Annotated in this window: 19 protein-coding genes; 11 read left to right on the top strand and 8 right to left on the bottom strand. The window is 59.7% G+C overall.

Annotation, left to right across the window (positions count from 1 at the left end; all coding sequences use genetic code 11):
* The first annotated feature begins 65 nt into the window (after positions 1 to 65).
* Complete coding sequence (locus ABQX22_RS17705; protein WP_349801167.1) at positions 66 to 1,019, top strand: adenosine deaminase; 954 nt, start codon at positions 66 to 68, stop codon at positions 1,017 to 1,019.
* A gap of 112 nt (positions 1,020 to 1,131) precedes the next feature.
* Here the strand turns inward: ABQX22_RS17705 and ABQX22_RS17710 are convergent, their stop codons facing one another.
* Both ABQX22_RS17710 and ABQX22_RS17715 read right to left on the bottom strand, forming a co-directional pair.
* Positions 1,132 to 1,824 (bottom strand): ArsR/SmtB family transcription factor, encoded by a 693-nt coding sequence (locus tag ABQX22_RS17710; RefSeq protein WP_349801168.1) that lies wholly within the window; start codon positions 1,822 to 1,824, stop codon positions 1,132 to 1,134.
* 717 nt (positions 1,825 to 2,541) lie between these two features.
* Positions 2,542 to 3,750, bottom strand: a complete 1,209-nt coding sequence (locus tag ABQX22_RS17715; protein ID WP_349801169.1) for a Bcr/CflA family multidrug efflux MFS transporter — start codon at positions 3,748 to 3,750, stop codon at positions 2,542 to 2,544.
* Positions 3,751 to 3,978: 228 nt separating this feature from the next.
* On the opposite strand from ABQX22_RS17715, the gene ABQX22_RS17720 reads away from it, so the two are divergent.
* The gene (locus tag ABQX22_RS17720; protein WP_349801170.1) at positions 3,979 to 4,338 is read left to right on the top strand and encodes a hypothetical protein; all 360 of its coding nucleotides are present in this window, start codon (positions 3,979 to 3,981) and stop codon (positions 4,336 to 4,338) included.
* 100 nt (positions 4,339 to 4,438) lie between these two features.
* On the top strand, positions 4,439 to 4,936 hold the full coding sequence (locus ABQX22_RS17725) for a GreA/GreB family elongation factor (protein WP_349801171.1): 498 nt from the start codon (positions 4,439 to 4,441) through the stop codon (positions 4,934 to 4,936).
* A gap of 217 nt (positions 4,937 to 5,153) precedes the next feature.
* On the opposite strand, the gene ettA is transcribed toward ABQX22_RS17725, so the two are convergent.
* Positions 5,154 to 6,818 (bottom strand): energy-dependent translational throttle protein EttA, encoded by a 1,665-nt coding sequence (gene ettA / locus ABQX22_RS17730; RefSeq protein ID WP_349801172.1) that lies wholly within the window; start codon positions 6,816 to 6,818, stop codon positions 5,154 to 5,156.
* A gap of 491 nt (positions 6,819 to 7,309) precedes the next feature.
* On the opposite strand from ettA, the gene ABQX22_RS17735 reads away from it, so the two are divergent.
* From ABQX22_RS17735 to ABQX22_RS17750, 4 genes are all read left to right on the top strand, one after another.
* Entirely contained in the window at positions 7,310 to 10,681 is a 3,372-nt protein-coding gene (locus ABQX22_RS17735) for a sensor domain-containing protein (protein ID WP_349801173.1), read from the top strand.
* A gap of 195 nt (positions 10,682 to 10,876) precedes the next feature.
* Positions 10,877 to 12,130: a serine hydroxymethyltransferase gene (gene glyA, locus ABQX22_RS17740; protein ID WP_349801174.1), complete on the top strand. Its 1,254-nt coding sequence runs from the start codon at positions 10,877 to 10,879 to the stop codon at positions 12,128 to 12,130.
* Positions 12,131 to 12,339: 209 nt separating this feature from the next.
* Positions 12,340 to 13,344 carry an N-acetylmuramoyl-L-alanine amidase gene (locus tag ABQX22_RS17745; RefSeq protein WP_349801175.1) on the top strand — a complete coding sequence of 335 codons (1,005 nt, stop codon included), beginning with the start codon at positions 12,340 to 12,342 and terminating at the stop codon, positions 13,342 to 13,344.
* Entirely contained in the window at positions 13,341 to 13,658 is a 318-nt protein-coding gene (locus tag ABQX22_RS17750) for a hypothetical protein (protein ID WP_349801176.1), read from the top strand. Before ABQX22_RS17745 ends, ABQX22_RS17750 begins: the two co-directional genes overlap by 4 nt.
* A 61-nt stretch (positions 13,659 to 13,719) precedes the next feature.
* On the opposite strand, the gene yjiA is transcribed toward ABQX22_RS17750, so the two are convergent.
* From yjiA to ABQX22_RS17765, 3 genes are all read right to left on the bottom strand, one after another.
* Positions 13,720 to 14,691 carry a GTPase gene (gene yjiA / locus ABQX22_RS17755; protein ID WP_349801177.1) on the bottom strand — a complete coding sequence of 324 codons (972 nt, stop codon included), beginning with the start codon at positions 14,689 to 14,691 and terminating at the stop codon, positions 13,720 to 13,722.
* Positions 14,692 to 14,824: 133 nt separating this feature from the next.
* On the bottom strand, positions 14,825 to 15,022 hold the full coding sequence (locus ABQX22_RS17760) for a YbdD/YjiX family protein (protein ID WP_037018459.1): 198 nt from the start codon (positions 15,020 to 15,022) through the stop codon (positions 14,825 to 14,827).
* A gap of 18 nt (positions 15,023 to 15,040) precedes the next feature.
* Entirely contained in the window at positions 15,041 to 17,110 is a 2,070-nt protein-coding gene (locus ABQX22_RS17765) for a carbon starvation CstA family protein (protein ID WP_349801178.1), read from the bottom strand.
* A 136-nt stretch (positions 17,111 to 17,246) separates the two neighbouring features.
* Between ABQX22_RS17765 and ABQX22_RS17770 the strand changes: the two genes are divergently transcribed.
* A complete protein-coding gene (locus tag ABQX22_RS17770) occupies positions 17,247 to 17,615 on the top strand; it encodes a PilZ domain-containing protein (protein ID WP_349801179.1) in 369 nt (122 codons plus the stop codon).
* A gap of 112 nt (positions 17,616 to 17,727) precedes the next feature.
* On the opposite strand, the gene radA is transcribed toward ABQX22_RS17770, so the two are convergent.
* Positions 17,728 to 19,095: a DNA repair protein RadA gene (gene radA / locus ABQX22_RS17775; protein WP_349801180.1), complete on the bottom strand. Its 1,368-nt coding sequence runs from the start codon at positions 19,093 to 19,095 to the stop codon at positions 17,728 to 17,730.
* Positions 19,096 to 19,294: 199 nt separating this feature from the next.
* On the opposite strand from radA, the gene mscL reads away from it, so the two are divergent.
* A complete protein-coding gene (gene mscL / locus ABQX22_RS17780) occupies positions 19,295 to 19,744 on the top strand; it encodes a large-conductance mechanosensitive channel protein MscL (protein WP_349801181.1) in 450 nt (149 codons plus the stop codon).
* A gap of 108 nt (positions 19,745 to 19,852) precedes the next feature.
* On the opposite strand, the gene ABQX22_RS17785 is transcribed toward mscL, so the two are convergent.
* Positions 19,853 to 20,629: a ferredoxin--NADP reductase gene (locus ABQX22_RS17785; RefSeq protein ID WP_349801182.1), complete on the bottom strand. Its 777-nt coding sequence runs from the start codon at positions 20,627 to 20,629 to the stop codon at positions 19,853 to 19,855.
* Positions 20,630 to 20,952: 323 nt separating this feature from the next.
* Here ABQX22_RS17785 and ABQX22_RS17790 point away from each other — a divergent pair, with 323 nt between their 5' ends.
* Complete coding sequence (locus tag ABQX22_RS17790) at positions 20,953 to 21,201, top strand: helix-turn-helix domain-containing protein (RefSeq protein WP_349801183.1); 249 nt, start codon at positions 20,953 to 20,955, stop codon at positions 21,199 to 21,201.
* Positions 21,202 to 21,378: 177 nt separating this feature from the next.
* On the top strand, positions 21,379 to 22,503 hold the full coding sequence (locus ABQX22_RS17795) for a methyltransferase (RefSeq protein ID WP_349801184.1): 1,125 nt from the start codon (positions 21,379 to 21,381) through the stop codon (positions 22,501 to 22,503).
* Positions 22,504 to 22,658: the final 155 nt, after the last annotated feature.

The following is a 22,658-nucleotide window of genomic DNA, read 5'->3' on the forward strand; positions in this document are numbered from 1 at the left end:
GTTTTGCCCAGCCCGCCCCCGTGACTCTGTAGAATGCCGGCCATTGCACCTGATGAGAAAAGCACATGTACGACTGGTTGAATGCCCTGCCCAAGGCAGAATTGCACTTGCATCTGGAGGGTTCGCTGGAACCTGAATTGCTGTTCGCCCTGGCCGAACGCAACAAGATCGCCTTGCCCTGGAATGATGTAGAAGCCCTGCGCGGCGCTTATGCGTTCAACAACCTGCAGGAGTTTCTCGACCTCTATTACCGGGGCGCGGACGTGCTGCGCACCGAGCAGGATTTCTACGACCTGACCTGGGCTTACCTTGAGCGCTGCAAGGCGCAGAACGTTATCCACACCGAACCCTTCTTCGACCCACAGACCCACACCGATCGCGGCATCCCCTTTGAAGTCGTGCTGAACGGCATTGCCGGTGCGTTGAAAGACGGTCAGCAAAAGCTCGGTATCAGCAGCGGCCTTATCTTGAGCTTCCTGCGCCACCTGAGCCAGGAAGAAGCCGAAAAGACCCTCGACCTGGCGCTGCCGTTCCGTGATGCCTTTGTCGCGGTCGGTCTGGACAGCTCGGAAATGGGCCACCCACCGAGCAAATTCAAGCGCGTGTTCGATCGTGCCCGTCACGAAGGTTTCCTGACCGTTGCCCACGCCGGCGAAGAAGGCCCGCCCGAATACATCTGGGAAGCGCTGGATCTACTGAAAATCGAGCGCATCGACCACGGCGTTCGTGCCATCGAAGATGAGCGCCTGATGCAGCGCATCATCGATGAGCAGATCCCGCTGACCGTCTGCCCGTTATCCAACACCAAGCTCTGCGTGTTCGACGACATGGCACAGCACAACATTCTCGACATGCTCGAGCGTGGCGTGAAGGTCACGGTCAATTCCGATGACCCGGCGTACTTCGGGGGGTATGTGACCGAGAACTTCCACGCGCTGTATACCCATTTGGGCATGACTCAGGACCAGGCGAAACGCCTGGCGCAGAACAGCCTGGACGCGAGGCTGATCAAGCCCTGATCGTAGAGATCCCGGCGTCGGGATGCTCTGGAGGGCTGGCTGGCAAGGCTTGGTTCGGCGCATAAAAAAGGGGCAGCCCACGTGCGGCCCCTGCCTCGGCGTTTTTGCGGGATCAAGCCGCCGAGGCGATCTTGTTGATCTCTCGCTGACCGTCCGAAGACATCTGCAACGTGGTGGCCTCCTCGGTCGGACGCAACCAGCCCAATTGCATGAACAGTTGCAGGAGACCTGCGCCCAGCGCGCCGCCCAGGTGAGGGCTCTGCTCATTGCAATCGGGGCAGGCGCAAATGGTTTCACGCTGGCTGTGCGCCAGCGCCGGCACGAAAATGCCGCGTTCGGCGAATTTCGAAATCCCCACGCTGGTGACCTCTAGCCGCTGCTCCGACTGCTCGATCCACCCCGCCCCCAGCATGCGTTGATACAAATCCGTGGCCAGCTCACCGCCCAGATGGTCGGAGCAAATGCGTGCGCGACGCAGGGGTAGCGAAGGCAGCGGCTGGGCAGCGCTGCGATTCACCACTTCGGCGCTGACCATGGACGCGCTGGCCAGCGCTTCAACCGCCGCCCCCACTTGCGGCGCGGCGAGTCTGAAAAAGCGCTTTCGACCTCGTGCCTCCTGCTTGAGCAAACCGCCTGAGGCCAGTCGCGCCAGATGCGCACCCGCCGAGGATGTTGAAAGTCCGACCAGCAGCGCCAATTCATCGGCCGCACGAGAAGTCCCGTCCATCATCGCCCACATCATTGCGCTGCGCTTGGGGTCAGCCAGCAACGCGGCAATGTGGCTTATGCAAGGTGCGTTTTCCATGTGTTAACTCCCTGTTGAAACGTTCGTCTATAGCGGTGACATAGTGCCATCTATTTGGCTGCGACCAAGACGCTAAGCCGCCAAAAGCAAAGCCGTAATTAACCTGCCAGCCGTTATAGGCTTATTACAAAATTGTATGACGCGAGATCGGTCAATACAGTTATCTGACTGAACCGTGAACTCATGTAAGCCAGGCGCGTTTAACTTTCAACCTGAGACCTGAGTGACAGATCGCAGGGCCTGGGCATTACAGTTCCAGTACCGATGAGTACGCTGCACGCCTGGGCCGTCAGTATAAGCGCTGTGTCCGGCATGGAAATTGGAACAACGGCAACGCGGCCTGAAACGTGGGCAGGGTTAACCCACCCTCTACACAAAGGTGGCAAAGCTGTGCACACAGCATTTAACGGGCTTATTGGCGAAACCCGCTCTGCCTCAAGCGTTAAGGGCTATTGAGCATTGAAAATTGATTCAGAGCAACGCAAATGCCTACAACGGTTACACCGTTTCCCTTCACGAAAAAAAGCTTTGGTGATAACGGCGTTAGACAAGGAATGGGTTACCTGCGTTTTCACTGGAAGTGCAGGCTGGCTTACTTGTAAGGCAAATCCTTTAACCAAGTAGTACGGATCTTTACATCGTGTGATCACTTCGGCCTTAGTGTTTAAACCAGACGCTGAGGCCCGACAGCGCCTGTGCGCTGCCGGGGCGTTTCATTCAGATCCTGACATCTGTATGTACGGTAACCGCGTCGCGTGTTTTTTGCAGACGACGGGTCAACATCGCCAAAGTGACCGCGAAGACGCCACACAGTGTGATCACGATGGCCATCGGCACCGCCGTCCCGTCGTGCAGCACGCCCACCAACGCCGCCGCCCCTGCGGCCACGCTGAATTGCAGACAGCCCAGCAATGCCGATGCACTGCCTGCGCGCTTGCCTTGCCCGGTCATCGCGCAGGCTGAGGAGTTGGGAATGATGTAGCCCAGGCTTGCGATATACACGAACAGCGGCACCAGCAACGGCCAGAGTTTTTCGGTGTGCAGGCTGGCGACCACCAGCAATACCACCGCTGCGGCGAGGTAAACCCACACGGCTCGTGACAACAGCCACGCAGGCCCGAACCGGCCCACCATCCGAGCGTTCACTTGCGCGGTCAGGATAAAACCTGCCGCGTTGATGCCGAACAGCCAGCCATAGTGCTCGGCGGGTACGCCGTAGAGTTTGATAAACACGAAGGGCGATCCGGCGATGTAGGCAAACATCCCGGCGATGGCAATGCCGCCGGTCAACGCATGACCCAGAAAGACGCGATCCCCCAGCAGCCGGCGGTATTGCGCGAATGCGCCGGACAGCGGCTGACGCGGATGATCGGCTGGCATGCTCTCCGGCAGACCGAACGCCACGGCCATCGAGCTCAACGCACTGAAGACCGTCAGCACCAGGAAGATTGACTGCCAGCCATAGGCATTCACCAGCAGCCCACCGAGCATCGGCGCGAGGATCGGCGCCAGGCCCATGACCAGCATCAACTGGGAAAAGACCTTCGCTGAGTCCACCGGATTACATGTGTCGCTGACAATCGCGCGGGACAACACCATGCCGGCACACCCGCCCAGCGCCTGCACGAAGCGCGCACCGATCAGCCACTCAAGGCTGGGGGCGAACGCACACGCCAGGGAAGCCAGGGTGAACAAGCCGACGCCAAACAACAACGGAATGCGTCGACCGAACCGGTCGGCCACGGGCCCGTACGCCAGTTGACCGATGCTCAGGCCCAAAAAGTAAGACGCCAGCGTCAGCTGTACGTGTTGCGCGTCGGTCCCGAACGCCAAGGCAATGGCCGGGAATCCGGGAAGGTAAAAGTCGATGGCCAGCGGCCCGAAAGCGCTGAGCGCGCCAAGAATCAAAATCGTTCTAAGGTTCATCCGGCATCCAAAACTGTTTCAAGCAGACCGGCTAGTCTAACCGCCTTGAATGTTCGCAGGCCGTCTGGAGAAAAATTACTAAAAGTTTTTTCAGAATGCGCGCCACTCGGCGCAGGCGTTGAACTAAATCAGCAGAACCGGGCATCGGCTAATGCATTTCTCACGGCCACTTCACGAAAAACTTACTTATCCGCTTCTAGACTTCCCACATACAGTGAGGAACTAGAAATGAATACGCGCTGGGTTGTGCTGTGGTGTCTGGTGGTCATCGCCGGTTGTCAGTCGACTCATGACCAGTTATTGGCCGAAGGTTATCCACCCGCCTTTGCCGATGGTTTTCAGGACGGTTGCGGCAGCGGTCGACAGGCTGTCGATGTGATGAAGGGGCAATTCAAAAAAAACGTGCCGCGTTATTTGAAGGACACGCTCTATGCGCAAGGCTGGAGTGACGGATTTCGACAATGCCAGGCGATGCTGGAAAACCAGACCCATCAGGATCAGGGGCGCGACAGTATCTGGAACGACCGCGACCGGGACTGGAACCGTCAAACCACTCAGGACGCGGCCAAGGCTTATCGCTCTCACTGAGTTCGCGACCGAGGCATGAAATGCCGCAGATGGATCCAGGCGCGAACTATTGCAGCGTCGGGGTGGCCCAACGTTCATGACTATCAAAAGGGAGAACGTCATGAGCAGGGCTTTTGTCAACGAAGACAACGCCGCCGCGCAGGCCGATCAACCGGTCGAGCGGCAAGTCAGTAATCAACCCAATTACGTCACGGCCAGCGGGCTGGCCCAGTTGCAGGCGCATGTAGCGTTGCTGCAAGCGCAATACAGTGAGCAATCGGCACGTGGCGATCAGGCAGACAAGCAGCGCCAAGCCGATCTGGAACGCGATCTGCGCTACTTCAATCAGCGGCTGCAAAGCGCTCAGGTGGTCACCCCCGCCCTTTCCACCGACAAGATCCAGATCGGCAGTTGGGTCACCTTTGCCGATGAGCAGGACCAGCAACAGCGGGTGCAACTGGTCGGCGAAGACCAGGCGGATGCCGCCAGCGGCCTGATCAACTGGGCCTCGCCCCTGGGCCGGGCGCTACTCGGCGCGCAAACCGGTGATGAAGTGCACTGGAAGCGCCCGGTGGGTGATCAGGTGATCGAAATCCTGGAGATCGAGGCGGATGCCTGACGATTGACGGCGTCGTCCTCGTCGGAGCGGACCTGTCCGCGAAGAGGCCGGTGCATTTAACCCAGTATGGATCGGAAATCTTTATTGCCAGCGCCGACGCCTTCGCGGACAAGTCCGCTCCCACAGGTTTCGCGTCCGGCGTCATCGTGAGTAAACCCTGATGTTGCCCACAAAAAACGGAGCCCGAAGGCTCCGTTTTTTCATGACGCTGGCGTGATCACGCCAGTTTCTTGTGTCGCACACGGTGCGGTTGGGCTGCGGCTTCGCCCAGACGCTTTTTACGGTCAGCTTCGTACTCGGTGTAGTTGCCTTCGAAGAAGATCGCTTGCGAATCGTCTTCGTACGCCAGGATGTGCGTCGCCACGCGGTCAAGGAACCACCGATCGTGAGAGATCACAATGGCGGCGCCCGGGAAGTCCAGCAGCGCTTCTTCCAGCGAACGCAGGGTTTCAACGTCCAGGTCGTTGGACGGTTCGTCGAGCAGCAACACGTTGCCGCCCTCTTTGAGCGTCAACGCCAGGTGCAGACGGCCGCGCTCACCGCCGGACAGGTCCTTGACGAACTTCTGCTGGTCGCCGCCCTTGAAGTTGAAGCGGCCCACGTAAGTGCGCGACGGAATCTCGTAGTTGCCGATCTTGATCTGGTCCGAACCGTCTGAGATCTGCGCGAACACGGTCTTGCTGCCATCCAGGTCATCGCGGCTCTGGTCAACGCAGGCCAGTTGCACGGTTTCACCGATCTCGATGCTGCCCGAATCCGGCGTTTCCTTGCCCATCAGCATGCGGAACAACGTCGACTTACCGGCACCGTTACCACCGATGACACCCACGATCGCGCCCTTGGGCATGGAGAACGACAGGTTGTCGATCAACACGCGGTCGCCGTAGCCCTTGGAGACGTTCTTGAATTCGATGACCTTGTCGCCCAGACGCGGGCCGGCCGGGATGTAGATTTCGTTGGTCTCGCTGCGCTTCTGGAATTCCTGCGATTGCAGTTCTTCGAAGCGTTGCAGACGGGCCTTGGATTTGGACTGGCGCGCCTTGGCGCCTTTGCGCACCCACTCCAGCTCTTCTTTCATGGCCTTTTCATGGGCCGACTGCTGCTTGGACTCGGCCGCCAGACGGTCGGACTTGGCCTCCAGCCAACCCGAATAGTTGCCTTCATAAGGAATGCCCGCGCCGCGGTCCAGTTCCAGGATCCAGCCTGCCACGTTGTCCAGGAAGTACCGGTCGTGCGTGATAGCGACCACGGTGCCCGGGAAATCGTGAAGGAAATGCTCAAGCCAGGCGACAGAATCGGCGTCCAGGTGGTTGGTCGGTTCGTCGAGCAGCAGCATGTCGGGCGCCGACAGCAGCAGGCGGCACAGCGCGACGCGGCGCTTTTCACCACCGGAGAGGTGTTCGATCTTGGCGTCCCACGCTGGTAGACGCAGCGCATCGGCGGCGACTTCCAGTTGGCGCTCAAGGTTGTGGCCGTCGCTGGCCTGCAGGATCGATTCCAGCTTGGCCTGCTCGGCGGCCAGCTTGTCAAAGTCGGCGTCGGGCTCAGCGTAAGCGGCGTAGACCTCGTCCAGACGCGCCTGGGCGTCCTTGATCACGCTGACGGCTTCTTCGACGACGTCACGCACAGTCTTGGTCGGGTCCAGCTGCGGTTCCTGCGGCAGGTAGCCGATGTTCAGTTCCGGCATCGGTCGCGCTTCGCCGTCGAACTCGGTGTCGACACCGGCCATGATTTTCAACAGTGTGGATTTACCCGAGCCGTTAAGGCCGAGGACGCCGATCTTGGCGCCCGGGAAAAACGACAGGGAGATGTTTTTCAGGATTTCCCGCTTCGGCGGAACGACCTTGCTCAGCCGATGCATGGTGAAGACGTATTGAGCCATGAAATGAAAACCTAGCGTCTGTAACTGTGAATAAAGGCGCGAGCGGAGTGCTGCGTCGCAGCTTTGTCGCAAATAGCGTTTATTTCTCGACCCACACTTGCCGTCCGGCTATTCCGGGCCTTGAATCAAACAGGCTCATCTACGATAGCTGCGCGATCAGTCAGGTGCAGAGAATCAAGCTGGAGCTGTGCGTGCAGGCATGGAATCACGCTTGCAGAAATCGGGCACCTCGCGCGTCGGGCAAAGCTACCCGAATGCGGTCATCAGGGCAAACCGGGCGCTCCGATTGGGGCTGGCAGTTCGCCACAAGGCACGTCATGCTAGCCGTCCTTTTGGCGTCAAGTTTATAGTGCCCCTCGCACCCGCTGAATTTACACAGTAGTCAGGATTACAGTTTGCCCACGACACCGTCTGTTTCCTCATTGCGCTCATCGAAGAACGCCGCGTCCTCGCCGTTACGAGGCTCGCTCAAAGGCTCACTGGCAGTCGTCATGCTGCTGATGTTGGCCCTTTTACTGTGGCAACTGGTTGAACAGTTTCAGCAGACCCAGGAACGGCAGCGCCAGCGCAGCATTGACTACAGCGTCCAACTGGCCGACCGCCTGAGCCTCAACATGGCGCTCAGTGCCCAGATTGCCTTGAACCTGCTGGATGAATCAGACGCCCACCCACAGACCGCCGAACAAAAAGCCAGCCTGCTGGCCACGCTGCGCAAGGCGTTGCCTGCGTTGAACAGCATCGCCTGGACCGACGCCAACGGTGCAGTGCAAGGGGACAGCGCCGAGACGACCCCGGACGCCACCTATCTGGCGCAAGCCCTGGTCGAGAACGAAAACCTTCCTTACTTTTATGCGGACGCCCCTGACGGCATTCCGCTTTACCTGTTTATCCGCCAGCCTGTCGGCGACAGCCACTCCTATTGGGTGCTGCGCCTGAGCCCGCAGCTGTTCAAGGCCTTGACCCCGAGCAGTACCCAGGATGTCCATCCTCTCTGGCAGCTGGAAAACGCCGCCAGCCAACGGGTCATCTACCGTAACGGGATAGACGAGGCAGCGCCGCAAAAGAACAGTGCCAACATTGAAACAGTGATAGTGGCCCCGCTGACCAACAGCCATTGGCAGTTGCGCGGCCTGTACGACGCCGAGCAGGCGCGCCAGGGCCTGATTGCTCCGCTGATCGGCAAGTGCCTGATCGCGCTGGCGTGCTCCATCGTCCCGCTGCTCGCGCTGTTCAGCCTGCGCCGTCGTCAGCGTCAGTTGCATGAAAGCCGCCGCCGCTACAAGGATATTTTCGAGGGCACCGGCGTTGCGCTGTGTGTACTGGATCTGTCCGACCTCCCGGAATACCTCAGTCGCCTTCAGTTGCAGACCCGCCAAGCGTTGAGCGACCGGCTTGAGCGCCACCCCGCTCAGCTTCATGGCCTGCTGCAGCGGTTGCGCATCACCGAGGTCAATCAGGTCGCGGCGAGCCTGCTGGAGAGTGAGACCGCCGAGCAGGTCTGGCGGCAATTGATCGAAGGCTGCCCCCGCACGGGCGAAGGTATCGGCTTGCTGCTGTTGCAGGCGGTGGTCGAGGGCAGCCGCCAGCTGGAAATGGAGTTACGCCTGCCCGACGCACTGGGCAATGACCGATACCTGTGGCTGTCGGTCACGCTGCCCGAGCGATCCGACGATTTCAACGCAGTCATCCTGAGCATCAATGACATCACCCGGCGCAAGCAGCTGGACCTTGCGCAGTTGAGAGCCAGTGAATCACTGCGCGACAGCGAGCAGCGCTACCGGATGCTCGCCGAAAGCATCAGCGACGTCATTTTCTCCACCGACCGGGCCCTGAAACCCAACTACGTCAGCCCTTCGGTCAACGCGGCGCTGGGCTACAGCGCCGAGTGGATCCTTAAGAACGGCTGGACGTCGACCGTGGCCAACCCCCAGCAGCTGGCACGCTTGTACGGCCTGGTGAGCCGCGTTGCCAAAGCACTGCCCGACCCCCAGGCGCTTGCGGCGCTGCAAGCGCAAATACCGACCCAGTTGTTTCTCTTCGACTGCCTGCGCGCCGATGGCCGCAAGATTCCCGTCGAGTTGCGCCTGGTGCTGGTGTGGGGCAATGACGGCGCGTTCGAAGGCATTCTCGGCGTCGGCCGCGACGTCAGCCAGCAACGCCGCGCGGAAAAAGACCTGCGCATGGCGGCAACGGTGTTCGAGCACTCGACCTCCGCAATCCTGATCACCGACCCTGCCGGCTACATCGTTCAGGCCAACGACGCGTTCAGCCGGGTCAGCGGTTACACCCTGGCGCAGGTGCTGGATCAACTGCCGATGATGCTGGCAGTGGATGATCAGCAGGAAGCCCATCTGAGCTACATCCTCAATCAGTTGAATCAACGCGGCAGCTGGGAAGGCGAAGTCTGGCTCAAGCGCCGTAACGGGGAGCACTACCCGGCGTGGGTGGGCATTACGGCAGTGCTCGACGACGAAGGCGACCTGGCCAGCTATGTGTGTTTCTTCACCGACATCAGCGAGCGCAAGGCCAGCGAGCAGCGTATTCACCGGCTGGCTTACTACGACGCCCTGACGCACCTGCCCAACCGCACGCTGTTTCAGGACCGTCTGCACACCGCCCTGCAACAGGCCGAGCGCCAGAACGCCTGGGTGGTGCTGATGTTTCTGGACCTTGACCGCTTCAAGCCGATCAACGACTCCCTTGGCCATGCCGCCGGCGACCGCATGCTCAAGGACATGGCCGGGCGCCTGCTCGAATGCGTGGCCGACGATGACACCGTGGCGCGGATGGGCGGCGACGAATTCACCCTGCTGCTGCAGCCGGGGGCGACCCAGCAAGTGGCACTCAATCGCGCGATCCATGTGGCTGAGCAGATCCTCGCCAGCCTGGTCAGACCGTTTGTGCTTGAGGGGCGCGAGTTTTTCGTCACCGCCAGTATCGGCATCGCCCTGAGCCCGCAGGACGGTAACGAGCTAAGCCAGTTGATGAAAAACGCTGATACCGCGATGTACCACGCCAAGGAGCGCGGCAAGAACAACTTCCAGTTCTACCAAGCGGACATGAACGCCAGCGCCCTGGAACGCCTGGAACTGGAAAGCGACTTGCGGCATGCCCTTGAGCAAGAGGAATTCACGCTGTATTACCAGCCGCAATTCAGCGGCGATGGCAAGCGCCTGACCGGCGCGGAAGCCCTGCTGCGCTGGCGCCACCCCCGTCGCGGCCTGGTGCCGCCGTCGGATTTCATTCCGGTGCTCGAGGAGTTGGGCCTGGTGGTGGAAGTCGGCGATTGGGTGATCACCGAAGCCTGCCGCCAGCTCAAGGCGTGGCACAAGGCCAAGGTGCGAGTGCCTAAAATGTCGGTCAACATTTCTGCCCGCCAGTTCGCCGACGGGACACTGGGCACCCGCATCGCCACCATTCTCAACGAAACCGAGCTGCCGCCGGCGTGCCTGGAGCTGGAGCTCACCGAAAGCATCCTGATGAGCGAAGTCAACGTGGCGATGCTGATTCTCGCCGGGCTCAAACGGTTGGGGTTGAGCATTGCGGTTGACGACTTCGGCACCGGTTATTCCTCGCTCAACTACTTGAAGCAGTTCCCCATCGACGTGCTGAAGATCGACCGTACCTTCGTCGATGGCCTGCCGTCAGGGGAACAGGATGCGCAGATCGCCCGCGCGATCATTGCCATGGCCCACAGCCTGAACCTGTCGGTGATCGCCGAGGGCGTCGAGACTCACGAGCAGCTCGAGTTTCTCCGCGAGCACGGATGCGATGAGGTTCAGGGCTACCTGTTCGGCCGCCCCATGACGCCGGAACGTTTTGAGGCACAGTTCAGCAATGACGCCCTGTTTATGCTGGACTGATGAACGCCTGTAGGAGCCAACTTGTTGGCGAAGCGGCCTACGCGGTGTGTCAGTCAGTACGCCTCGCGAACAGGTTCGCTCCTACAGGTAAGTGAAAACCGCTTGTCCTGCGCATGACGGGCTTTCATATGCCAGATAAAACCCGATGGGGTAGAATGCTCTCCTTTTTTACTGCCCCACGCCCCGAGGACTGCCATGTTCAGCCGTAATTTGACTATCGCCAAGTACGACTCCGACCTGTATGCCGCAATGGAACAGGAAGCCAAGCGTCAGGAAGATCACATCGAGCTGATCGCCTCGGAGAACTACACCAGCCCTGCCGTGATGGAAGCGCAAGGCTCGGTACTGACCAACAAATACGCGGAAGGCTATCCAGGCAAGCGTTACTACGGCGGTTGCGAATTCGTCGACATCGTTGAGCAACTGGCGATCGACCGCGCCAAAGAGCTGTTCGGCGCCGATTACGCCAACGTCCAGCCCCACGCCGGTTCCCAGGCCAACAGCGCTGTGTACCTCGCGCTGCTCAACGCCGGCGACACCATTCTGGGCATGAGCCTGGCCCACGGCGGTCACCTGACCCACGGCGCCAGCGTCAGCTCTTCGGGCAAGCTCTATAACGCCGTTCAATACGGCATCGACGGCAACGGCCTGATCGACTACGACGAAGTCGAGCGCCTGGCGGTCGAGCACAAGCCGAAGATGATCGTGGCAGGCTTCTCGGCCTACTCACAGATCCTCGACTTTCCGCGTTTCCGCGCCATTGCTGACAAAGTCGGCGCCTATTTGTTCGTCGACATGGCCCACGTTGCCGGTCTGGTCGCTGCGGGCGTCTATCCGAACCCGATTCCGTTCGCCGACGTGGTCACCACCACCACGCACAAGACCCTGCGCGGCCCACGTGGCGGCCTGATCCTGGCGCGCGCCAATGCCGAGATCGAAAAGAAGCTCAACTCTGCGGTCTTCCCGGGCGGCCAGGGCGGCCCTCTGGAACACGTCATCGCCGCCAAGGCCATCTGCTTCAAAGAAGCATTGCAGCCTGAGTTCAAGACCTACCAGCAGCAAGTGGTGAAAAACGCCAAGGCCATGGCCGAAGTCTTCATCGACCGTGGTTTCGACGTGGTATCGGGCGGGACTGAAAACCACCTGTTCCTGCTGTCGCTGATCAAGCAGGACATCTCCGGCAAAGACGCTGATGCCGCGCTGGGCAAAGCCTTCATCACCGTCAACAAGAACTCGGTGCCGAACGACCCACGCTCCCCGTTCGTGACCTCCGGCCTGCGCTTCGGCACACCGGCTGTCACCACTCGCGGCTTCAAGGAAGCAGAGTGCAAAGAGTTGGCCGGCTGGATCTGCGACATCCTGGCTGACCTGAACAACGAAGCGGTGATCGACGCCGTTCGTGAGAAAGTCAAAGCCATCTGCGCCAAGTTGCCGGTGTACGGCGAGTAATCAACGCCCGCCAGCCCGCAGCAATAAAAGCCCCGGTTCAGTGATGAGCCGGGGCTTTTTTATGCGTGTTGGATCCGGCGCTATCCGCTAAGCCTTGTGCGACTGTCCCTGAGCACAAATCAGAAAGCTCCTACTGACTTTTATACCTTACCGGCGAGGCATCCGACCCAACGGTCGTTACGTTCACGTCTTTGGGTGAGGACTAAGACATGGGACGCGGTTCTGTAAACGGCACAGGACAGGGACTCAACGGAGACCGGACCACGAGCGGGGCGGTGTGTATCACCAGCTTGCCCTGCGCCACCCATGGACAGAGAGCCGTTTTGCGGCTTGGAGATAAAACAACGCCATGTCCGATATGTGGCAAACCCGGTGTCATCGTCGACAGCTTGCCTGCTATGACATGGGACGGAATTCCCACCGTGCTGGACGGAGCTGAAGTGCAATGCGGCTGCCCTCCCGGCACTAATCGTTTGAGTGCTCCGCTTGAAAGCTCCGACCCCGCCATACTTAAAATGGGCCGTGCCACTGCCGCCGCCCTGACCGTTTTCAATCTGGCGCCCGTTGAAAACACTGTTAACGACCGCGCCGCCGCCCGTGAGGCGATCATCAGCAAAGTGCGTTTCCTTGGTCATCACTTCATTGATCGCTCCGGGTGGCATGCCAAGGAGCCGAAAAGTGAGCTGGAACCGGACTGGAATTACAGCATGATCGCTCTTCATCACGCTGGCAGAGGTAGCTCGTGTGGATTTGGCCCGAGGCAGATGGTGGAGATACAAGTGGAGCATCAGTCGAGAAACTTTAGCGATATCGGATATCACTACGCGATCGACTGCAAAGGGACGGTGTATGAAGGGACAGACATTCGGCTCAAAGGGTCTAACGTCCGATTATTCAACACTGGCGTCATTGGTATCGTGCTGCTCAACAACCTGACAACTGTTGGTGAAGGTGGCGGCGTTGTCGCATTGACCCGCAAAATCTTAAACTCTGTCGGAATTAGTACGACCAACAAAATACCCGCACCACAGGCTAACGCCACCCTCGATCTCGTTACGGCCCTGAAGAGCGTTTTCGCAATCAAACACCTTGGAGGTCACAAGGAATATCCCGGCCAGGACGACGATGGCAAAACATGTCCCGGCAATATCGGCATGAAATTGGTCCAGAGAATTCGGAAGAAAAATCAGCTGTTGATGCCGCCATTAAAATGAAGAGACTTCTGCTGCATTTGAGTTTCCTTTCTGTGCTCACCGCACCATTGTTTATTGGTTATTACGAGACGATGTGGGCAGAAGACAATACGACGGTATGGTTCATAAAAAAGAGCCCTACCCTTCAAATGGAGTTTGTGAACATCTTCGCCACGGATGCGGACGTCAGACAGCTCCGACGTCTAGATGACAGCCTGCGCCAAAGGGTGGCGAGATATTGCAAATACCATCTAGGAATCGAAACGGAAATCAAAACGCAGGAAGCTCTTGATGCTTGTGCGCGAGCGTTTTACACCTTGAAAACAGCTTCCTGAACGTCAGTTCCGTGGAAGCCGACGTATCCACTAACAGGCCCTTACAAGCGCCATCAACTCTTCATCCCACGACCCTCTCAAACCCCGCCCGAATCTTCTCTTCCGGCAAATCATCAGCAATGAACACGATGACGCTTTCGCGCTTCTCGCCCTCTTCCCAGTCCGTGTCCCAGTCAAAGCCATACAGCTTCAGCACGCCTTGAAACACCATCCGCCGCGGTTCATCGATGATGCTGAGCACGCCTTTGTAACGCAGCAATTGTTTGCCGTGTTCCTCCAGCAGCTCGTTCATGAACGTACTGAGCTTTTCGATATCCAGTGGCGTGTCGCTGCGCAGGACCAGGCTGCTGATGCGGTCGATGGAACCTGCAGCGGGCGTAACTGGACGCAGGCTCATGCCGCCGCCCAGGTCGGCATTGAGGTTGAAGCCGCGCACGTCGAGCAGTTCGGCCAGGTCGATCTTTCCATGGTCGACGACACGGATCGGCGCCCGGCGATTGATGCGGGTCAGCCGTTCGCTCAAGGCAGTGAACGTCGCGTCGTCCACCAGATCGCGCTTGCTCACCAGTAAGCGATCGGCGAAGCCAATCTGCGCCTGAGCGATGGTCTGCTGCAGATGGGTGTCGGCGTGAGCGGCGTCCACCAGGGTGATGATGCCGTCGAGGATGTAGCGCTCGCGCAGGTCTTCGTCGATGAAGAAGGTCTGCGCAACGGGTGCCGGATCAGCCAGGCCGGTGCATTCGATGACCAGGCGATCAAAGGCAATTTCGCCGCTGTCCAGACGTTCGAGCAGCAGGTACAGCGCCTTGGTCAGGTCGGTGTGAATGGTGCAGCACACGCAGCCGTTGGACAGCGTCATTACCTGCACCGGCTCATCACCGAGCAGTTGGGTGTCGATGCCGGCGTCGCTGAATTCGTTTTCGATCACGGCGATTTTCAGGCCGTGCTCTTCCTTGAGCAGGTGACGCAGCAAGGTGGTTTTGCCCGCGCCGAGAAAGCCGCTGAGAATGGTGACCGGGATGGGTGTGAACAAAGAAATCTCCCATGGAAAAAAACTGTAGGAGTGAGCTTGCTCGCGATTTTGTCATTCCTGACACCATTCGGGCGCCTGACAGAATCGCGAGCAAGCTCACTCCTACAAGTACATGTACAAGTGGATTAGGAAATCAGCAGCACTTGGGGCCGCCCTTTCCGCCGTAACGCGCATCCTGACGCTCCCGGAAGAACATCTCGTAGCTCATCACCGGCTTGTCCGGGTGGGTCTTCTGCATATGTTCAACGTAGTTGTCGTAGTCGGGCATGCCCACCATCAGGCGTGCGGCCTGACCGAGGTACTTACCGAGCTTGCTCAGGTCATTGAACATACGCAGTGCTCCAGTGGATCAATGGGTTTCAGGGAATGCCTGGAAAGGCGATTCCTTGTCCGTACGCTCTTTCTTGGTCCACGCGGCACGACCGACCTTGACCGCGTAGAACAGAATGCTCAGGACCACGAACAGGAACAGGACGGTCAACGTGGCGTTGGTGTATGCGTTGAAGATCACATGCTGCATCTGGTCCATGGTCTTGGCCGGGGCCAGAATCTGCCCGGCGTCGGCCGCCGCGCTGTACTTCTTGGCCAGTGCCAGGAAGCCCACCGCCGGGCTCGGGTCGAACAGCTTGATCAGGCCAGCGGTCACGGTGCAGATCAACAGCCAGGTTGCCGGCAGCATGGTTACCCATATGTAGCGCTGACGCTTCATCTTGATCAGCACCACCGTCGCCAGCATCAGAGCAATCCCGGCCAGCATCTGGTTGGAAATACCGAACAGCGGCCACAAGGTGTTAATGCCGCCCAGTGGGTCGATCACGCCCTGGTACAGCAAGTAACCCCACAGCGCGACGCAACCGCCGGTGCCAATCGCGTTGGCGGTCCAAGATTCAGTGCGTTTGAGCGAAGGCACGAAACTGCCGAGCAAGTCCTGGAGCATGAAACGCCCGGCACGCGTGCCGGCGTCGACGGCCGTCAGGATGAACAGGGCTTCGAACAGGATCGCGAAGTGGTACCAGAACGCCATGGTGTTCTGGCCCGGGAACGCCTGGTGCAGGATCTGCGCGATACCCACCGCCAATGTCGGCGCACCGCCAGCACGGGCCAGGACGGTGTTTTCACCGATGTCCTTCGCGACTGCGACCAATTGATCCGGCGTAATCAGAAAGCCCCAGCTGGAGACCATTGCCGCTACCGACGTGACGTCTGAACCGACAATCGCCGCCGGGCTGTTCATCGCGAAGTACACGCCAGGCTCGATGACCGAGGCCGCGACCATGGCCATGATCGCCACGAACGACTCCATGAGCATGCCGCCGTAACCGATGTAGCGCGCGTTGACTTCGTTATCCAGCAGCTTGGGCGTCGTGCCCGACGAGATCAGCGCATGGAAACCCGAGACCGCGCCACAGGCGATGGTGATAAACAGGAACGGGAACAGCGTGCCTTTCCAGACCGGCCCGGTGCCGTCGGTGAATTGCGTCAGCGCTGGCATTTTCAGCTCAGGCGCGAGGATCAGGATGCCAATCGCCAGGGCGATGATGGTGCCGATCTTCAGGAAAGTGGACAGGTAATCCCGAGGCGCCAGCAGCAGCCAGACCGGCAGCATGGCAGCCACGAATCCGTAGCACACCAGCATCCAGGTGATTTGCACGCCGGGGAAGGTGAACATCGGCGCCCATTCAGGGCTCGCGGCCACTTGACCACCCAGCCAGATAGACAGCAGCAACAGCACCACGCCGACCACGGAGATCTCGCCGATGCGGCCCGGGCGGATGTAGCGCATGTACACGCCCATGAACATCGCAATCGGGATGGTCGCGATCACGGTGAACATGCCCCACGGGCTTTCAGCCAGCGCCTTGACCACGATCAGCGCCAGCACCGCGAGGATGATGATCATGATCAAAAAGCAGCCGAACAAGGCGATGGTGCCGGGGATACGGCCCATTTCCTCGCGCACCATGTCGCCCAGCGAGCGACCGTTACGGCGGGTCGAGAGGAACAGGATCATGAAATCCTGCACCGCACCGGCCAGCACCACACCGGCAATCAGCCAGAGCGTGCCGGGCAGGTAACCCATTTGCGCCGCCAGCACGGGACCGACCAGTGGTCCGGCCCCGGCAATGGCGGCGAAGTGGTGACCGAAAAGAATGTGTTTGTTGGTCGGGACGTAATCCAGACCGTCGTTGTTGATCACCGCAGGCGTGGCCCGGGTCGCATCGAGTTGCATGACGTGATTGGCGATAAACAGACTGTAGTAACGGTACGCGACCAGATAAATGGCGACCGCCGCAACGACGATCCAGAGCGCATTGATCGCCTCCCCGCGACGCAGTGCAACAACCCCCAGGGAACAGGCCCCGACAATCGCAACAATCAGCCAGGGCACATGGCGCAGCAGACTATTATTGTTTTTCATTTTTTATTTTTCCAACTGAGTGGACTTGGATGAGCAGCCACCAGAGTCTAGCGCTGCCAACAGGAAAGACCACCCCCACCATGGTCTAGAGCGCGTTTTGGCCTATAGTCAACGCACCCAGAGGAGAAGTGCGCTCATGACAGATTCCCACGAAGAACGCCGACGTTTTAAACGCATCAAGTTTGATGCCCGGACTGAACTCACCCAAGGCCCGAAAACCTGGCCGGTTACCTTGCTCGACCTGTCGCTCAAAGGCCTGTTGATCGAAAAACCCTCGCCCTGGTTGGGCAACCCGGATGAGGTGTTCATTGTGGACATCCACCTGAACGTCGACACCGACGTGCAGATGGAAGTGCGCCTGGCCCACGACGATCACAACCACCTAGGATTTGTCTGCGAGCACATCGGGCTGGAGTCGGTGACGCACCTGAGACGGCTGATCGAACTCAACCTTGCCGACCATGATGAGCTGGAGCGGGAATTGGCGGCGTTGCTTGAAGTGTGAAACCAGGACCTGTTGGAGCGAGGCTTGCCCGCGAACCCAGTCTGTCAGGCACTAATGTATCGCCCGAATTGACGCTTTCGCGGGCAAGCCTCGCTCCAACAAAGTCGGTCAGTCATTCAAACAACGCATCGAGCGCCTGATCCAGCCGTGTTACGCCGATGACCGTGAGCCCCGGCGGGGATTCTTTCGGCGCGTTGCCTTTAGGCACGATGGCGCGTTTGAAGCCATGCTTGGCGGCTTCCTTCAGGCGCTCCTGCCCGCTGGGCACCGGACGCACCTCGCCCGACAGCCCGACTTCACCGAACACTAGCAAATCATTGGGCAGCGGACGATTGCGCAGGCTGGACATCACCGCCGCCATCAACGCCAGATCGGAGGCGGTTTCCAGCACCTTGACCCCGCCGACCACGTTGAGAAACACGTCCTGATCGTGAGTGGGAATGCCGCCGTGCCGGTGCAACACCGCCAACAGCATCGCCAGCCGGTTCTGGTCCAGCCCGAGCGTCACCCGTCGCGGATTGGACAGATGGCTGTCATCCACCAGCGCCTGCACCTCGACCAGCATGGGTCGCGTGCCTTCCCACGTCGCCATTACCACACTGCCCGCGACTTCTTCCTGGGCTCGGGTGAGAAAGATCGCCGACGGGTTGGAGACTTCTTTCAAGCCCTTGTCGGTCATGCCAAACACGCCGAGCTCGTTGACCGCGCCGAAGCGGTTCTTCACCGCGCGCAACAGACGCAGGCGGCCGTCTGACTCGCCCTCGAAATACAGCACTGTGTCGACCATGTGCTCAAGCACTCGAGGGCCGGCCAGCGCGCCTTCTTTGGTGACATGGCCCACGAGGAAGATCGCCGTGCCGCTGACTTTGGCGTAACGCACCAGCAGCGCCGCGCTTTCCCGCACCTGGGACACCCCGCCCGGCGCCGATTGCAGCTGCTCGGTGAAGATGGTCTGGATCGAGTCGATCACCATCACCTTGGGCTGCTCGACCCGGGCAGTGGCGATGATGGTTTCGATATTGGTTTCGGTCATCACCTTGAGCTTGTCCTGCGGCAGCCCCAGACGCCGGGCGCGCATTGCCACCTGCTGCTGGGACTCCTCGCCGGTGACGTACAACGCGGGCATGCGCTCGGCAATGGCGCACAGGGTTTGCAGGAGGATGGTGGATTTGCCGATGCCGGGGTCGCCGCCGATCAGGACCACCGAGCCGTCGACCAGACCGCCGCCCAGCACGCGGTCCAGTTCCGTCGAGTTGGTGGAGAAGCGCGGGACTTCTTCGACGCTGACCTCTGCCAGGGTCCTGACCTGAGCCTGTTGCCCGGTCCACCCCGAACGACCGGTGGGCGCTGCAGCGCCGCCGCTCTCGATGACCGTTTCGACCAGGGTGTTCCAGGCGCCACATTCGCCGCACTGGCCGGCCCATTTAGGAAACGTCGCGCCGCATTCGGTGCAGCCGTACATGCGTTTGGCCTTGGCCATGACACCCCCGATTTGAAAAGGGGCCAATCATAGCGCAACGCTCAAGCGACCGGGTTTGCCCGGAGACCAAGGGATGTTTTTGGGTGTTTCGATAAAACTTCCCGCACCTGACCCGGTCGATTGCAGGGTCCGGGCACAATGCGCGGAGCTGTCTTACACTGCAATACAACCATTCATGTGTAACAAAGGAAGAAAACCTATGGGCGTACTAAGCGAGTTCAAAGCCTTTGCCGTCAAAGGTAACGTGGTCGATATGGCCGTCGGTATCATCATTGGTGCGGCATTCGGCAAGATCGTTTCGTCGTTCGTCGGCGATGTCATCATGCCGCCCCTGGGGCTGCTGATCGGCGGCGTGGATTTCAGTGATCTGGCGGTCATGCTGCGACCGGCCGAGGGCACGGCGCCTGCGGTAGTGCTGGCGTATGGCAAGTTTATTCAGACGGTTATCGACTTCATCATCGTGGCTTTCGCGATCTTCATGGGCGTCAAGGCGATCAATCGCCTGAAGCGCGAAGAGGCCAAGGCCCCGACGCTGCCACCGACCCCAAGCAAAGAAGAAGTGCTGCTGGGCGAGATCCGCGATCTGTTGAAAGAGCAGAACACCCGGCCTTCGGCGCCAATCACGGTGGATCCTGCACGCCCGATTTAACCGTACATGAGCGCGCTTGCCCGCGATGGTGGTGGGTCAACCGGTTAATGCATCGCAGACATACCGCATTCGCGGGCAAGCGCGCTCCTACAGTTCCAACGACATCCGTTACCAATAATTCTCCACCGCAATCTGTCCCGGCTTGCGGCTCAGGTTCAGGCGCATGCCGCGCAGTTTCAGCGCAGCGCGCGTGTCTTCGATCATTTGCGGGTTACCGCAGATCATCACCCGGGAATGCTCCGGGGTGAGTTGAACGCCCGCCGCCTGTTCCAACCCGCCATTCTCGATCAACGTCGTGATGCGTCCGTTCAACGCGCCGGGATACTGTTCCCGTGTCACTGTGGCGATGAACTGGAACTTGTCGGCGTATTCGGCCAGGTAATCACGTTGGGTCAGTTCAGCGATCAGCGTCTGATACGCCAGCTCCCTGCCCTCCCGCGCGCTGTATACCAGAATGATCCGTTCGAATTTTTCCCAGACCTCGAAATCCTGAAGAATCGACAGAAAGGGCGCTACACCTGTGCCCGTCGCCAGCATCCACAGGTCGCGGCCATCGGTGAAGCGATCCGCCGTCAGGTAGCCGACGGCCTGCTTCTCCACCATCAACGTGTCACCCTCGCGCAGCCGGCTGAGCTCGCTGGTGAATTCGCCCTCCGGCACGACAATGGAGAAGAACTCCAGGAACTCGTCATGGGGCGAGGACACCATCGAATAGGCACGCCACACGGTGCTGCCATCCGCCTTGGTGACCCCCAGCCGCGCAAATTGTCCGGCCACAAAGCGAAAACCCGGATCACGCGTCGTGCGCAGGGTGAACAGGCTGGGCGTCAGCGGTGTAACGCCGAGCAGGGTTTGCCGGGTGAATTTTTCGGCACTGGCGGTCATGGGCGTTGTGCGCTCCGGTTACGGGATAAGACCGACAGTGTCCCGCAAAGCAGGCGCAAGAAACACCGAGGGTTTGTAGTGATATCCCATCCGGCGGCCTTAGAGTCTTTGGCGATTGACGTTATAGCCGTCAGTTTGGTTGCTGGCAGTCGATAACGGTAAATCATTGAAAATCCTTGCTCCGGTATCGGGCGCTCAACGACTCGATCCCTTGCCGATTTCCCCACTCGTCAGAACCGAGCGCGTACCGTAAACCGTCAAAACATTTGTTCCCTAGACTCAAGCCAGACACCACTGAAAATACTCAAGCACGGAGGCTTGCCATGGAAGGCGAGAGACTGGAACGGCTGCAGAACACCCACGTTATCGACGGCGAGGTCCTCGGTCTGACCCACCGTGAAGTTGAAATCCTGAAGTGGTGCGCAGCGGGCAAGACCGCAGCAGAGATCGGCACCATCCTTAATCTGAAATGCCGCACGGTCAATTTTCATGTGGGCCGGGCCGTTCACAAAATGGGCGTCAGCAACAAGACCGCAGCCGCTGTTCAAGCGGCACTGAGCGGTATTTTCTGAGGACCTATCCTCCTCATGAGCGAGCAGGTCAACGGTCACCGGAGAATAAACGTCAGGTGCCAAAGTTTGAAAAGCACGTAAAATCGCCCGCTTCTCTGTGAGTCCTGCGCAAACCGGTGCTTGCCTGACATCCGCCGACGGCTCGCGTGCGTCGCCAACGAATGGATTTTCCCGCTCATGCCCCTGCTAGACAGCCGCTTTGCCCAGCTCGATCTGATTCGCCAGCCCGAACAGTCGGACGACCCGTTACAGGCGTTTGACGCGGCAGATGAGTATCTGCTCAACCATCTCGCCGAGCACGGCCTGAACCTGCAGGACCGGGTGCTGATCCTCAACGACAGCTTTGGCGCGCTGGCCGTGAGCCTTGCGCCCCATGCCACCGTCGTCAGCAGCACCGACTCGTTTCTGGGCGTGCAGGCACTGAGTAAAAACCTGGTGCGCAATAACCAAGCCTTTGATGCGGTGCCGGTGATTCCCGCCAGCGAACCGCTCACCGGCCTGTTCGATTGGGTGTTGATCCGCGTGCCGAAGACCCTGGCGCTGCTGGAAGAACAACTCATCCGCCTGCAAGGCAAACTGGCGCCCGGGGCCCGCGTGATCGCCGCAGCCATGATCAAGCATCTGCCACGCTCCGCCGGCGAGTTGCTGGAGGAATACGTCGGACCGGTGCAGGCGTCACTGGCGGTGAAGAAAGCCCGTTTGTTGTTCGCAACGCCCGAGGACAAACCCGTCCAGCCCTCGCCCTACCCCACTCGGTACTGGCTGGACGATCCCAGGATCGAGTTGCTTAATCACGCCAATGTCTTCTGCCGGGACGGGCTGGACATCGGCACCCGGGCTTTTTTGCCGTTTCTGCCCCAAAACCTGGGCAGCGCACGGGTGGGGGACCTGGGCTGTGGCAACGGTGTGCTGGCCATCGCCAGCGCCCTGGCCAATCCCGATGCGCAGTACACGCTGGTGGACGAGTCGTACATGGCCGTGCAATCGGCCCGGGAAAACTGGCGCGCCGCGTTACCGGACAGGGAAGCGGTGATCGTTGCTGGCGACGGCCTGGCTGAACAGGCCCCTGACTCCCTGGACGTGGTGCTGTGCAATCCGCCGTTCCACCAGCAACAGGTGGTGGGCGATTTCCTTGCCTGGCGCATGTTCCAGCAAGCCCGGGCCGCGCTGGTCACCGGTGGTGCGCTGTACATCGTCGGCAACCGCCATCTGGGCTATCACAGCAAACTGGCGCGGCTGTTTCGGGGCGTCGAGCAGGTGGGAGCGACGCCGAAGTTCGTGATTTTGAAGGCCCGCAAGTAAACAGAGCCACCTGTAGGAGCGCGCTTGCCCGCGATTGCGGTGTGCCTGTACCCCATGAGGTCACTGACATACCGCCTTCGCGGGCAAGCGCGCTCCTACAAATCCTGCTCAAAAAAATACCCTCCGAAGAGGGCATGAGCATCCGCGTGTGTGAC

This window comes from Xanthomonas sp. WHRI 1810A (assembly GCF_040202885.1).
GTDB lineage: Bacteria > Pseudomonadota > Gammaproteobacteria > Pseudomonadales > Pseudomonadaceae > Aquipseudomonas.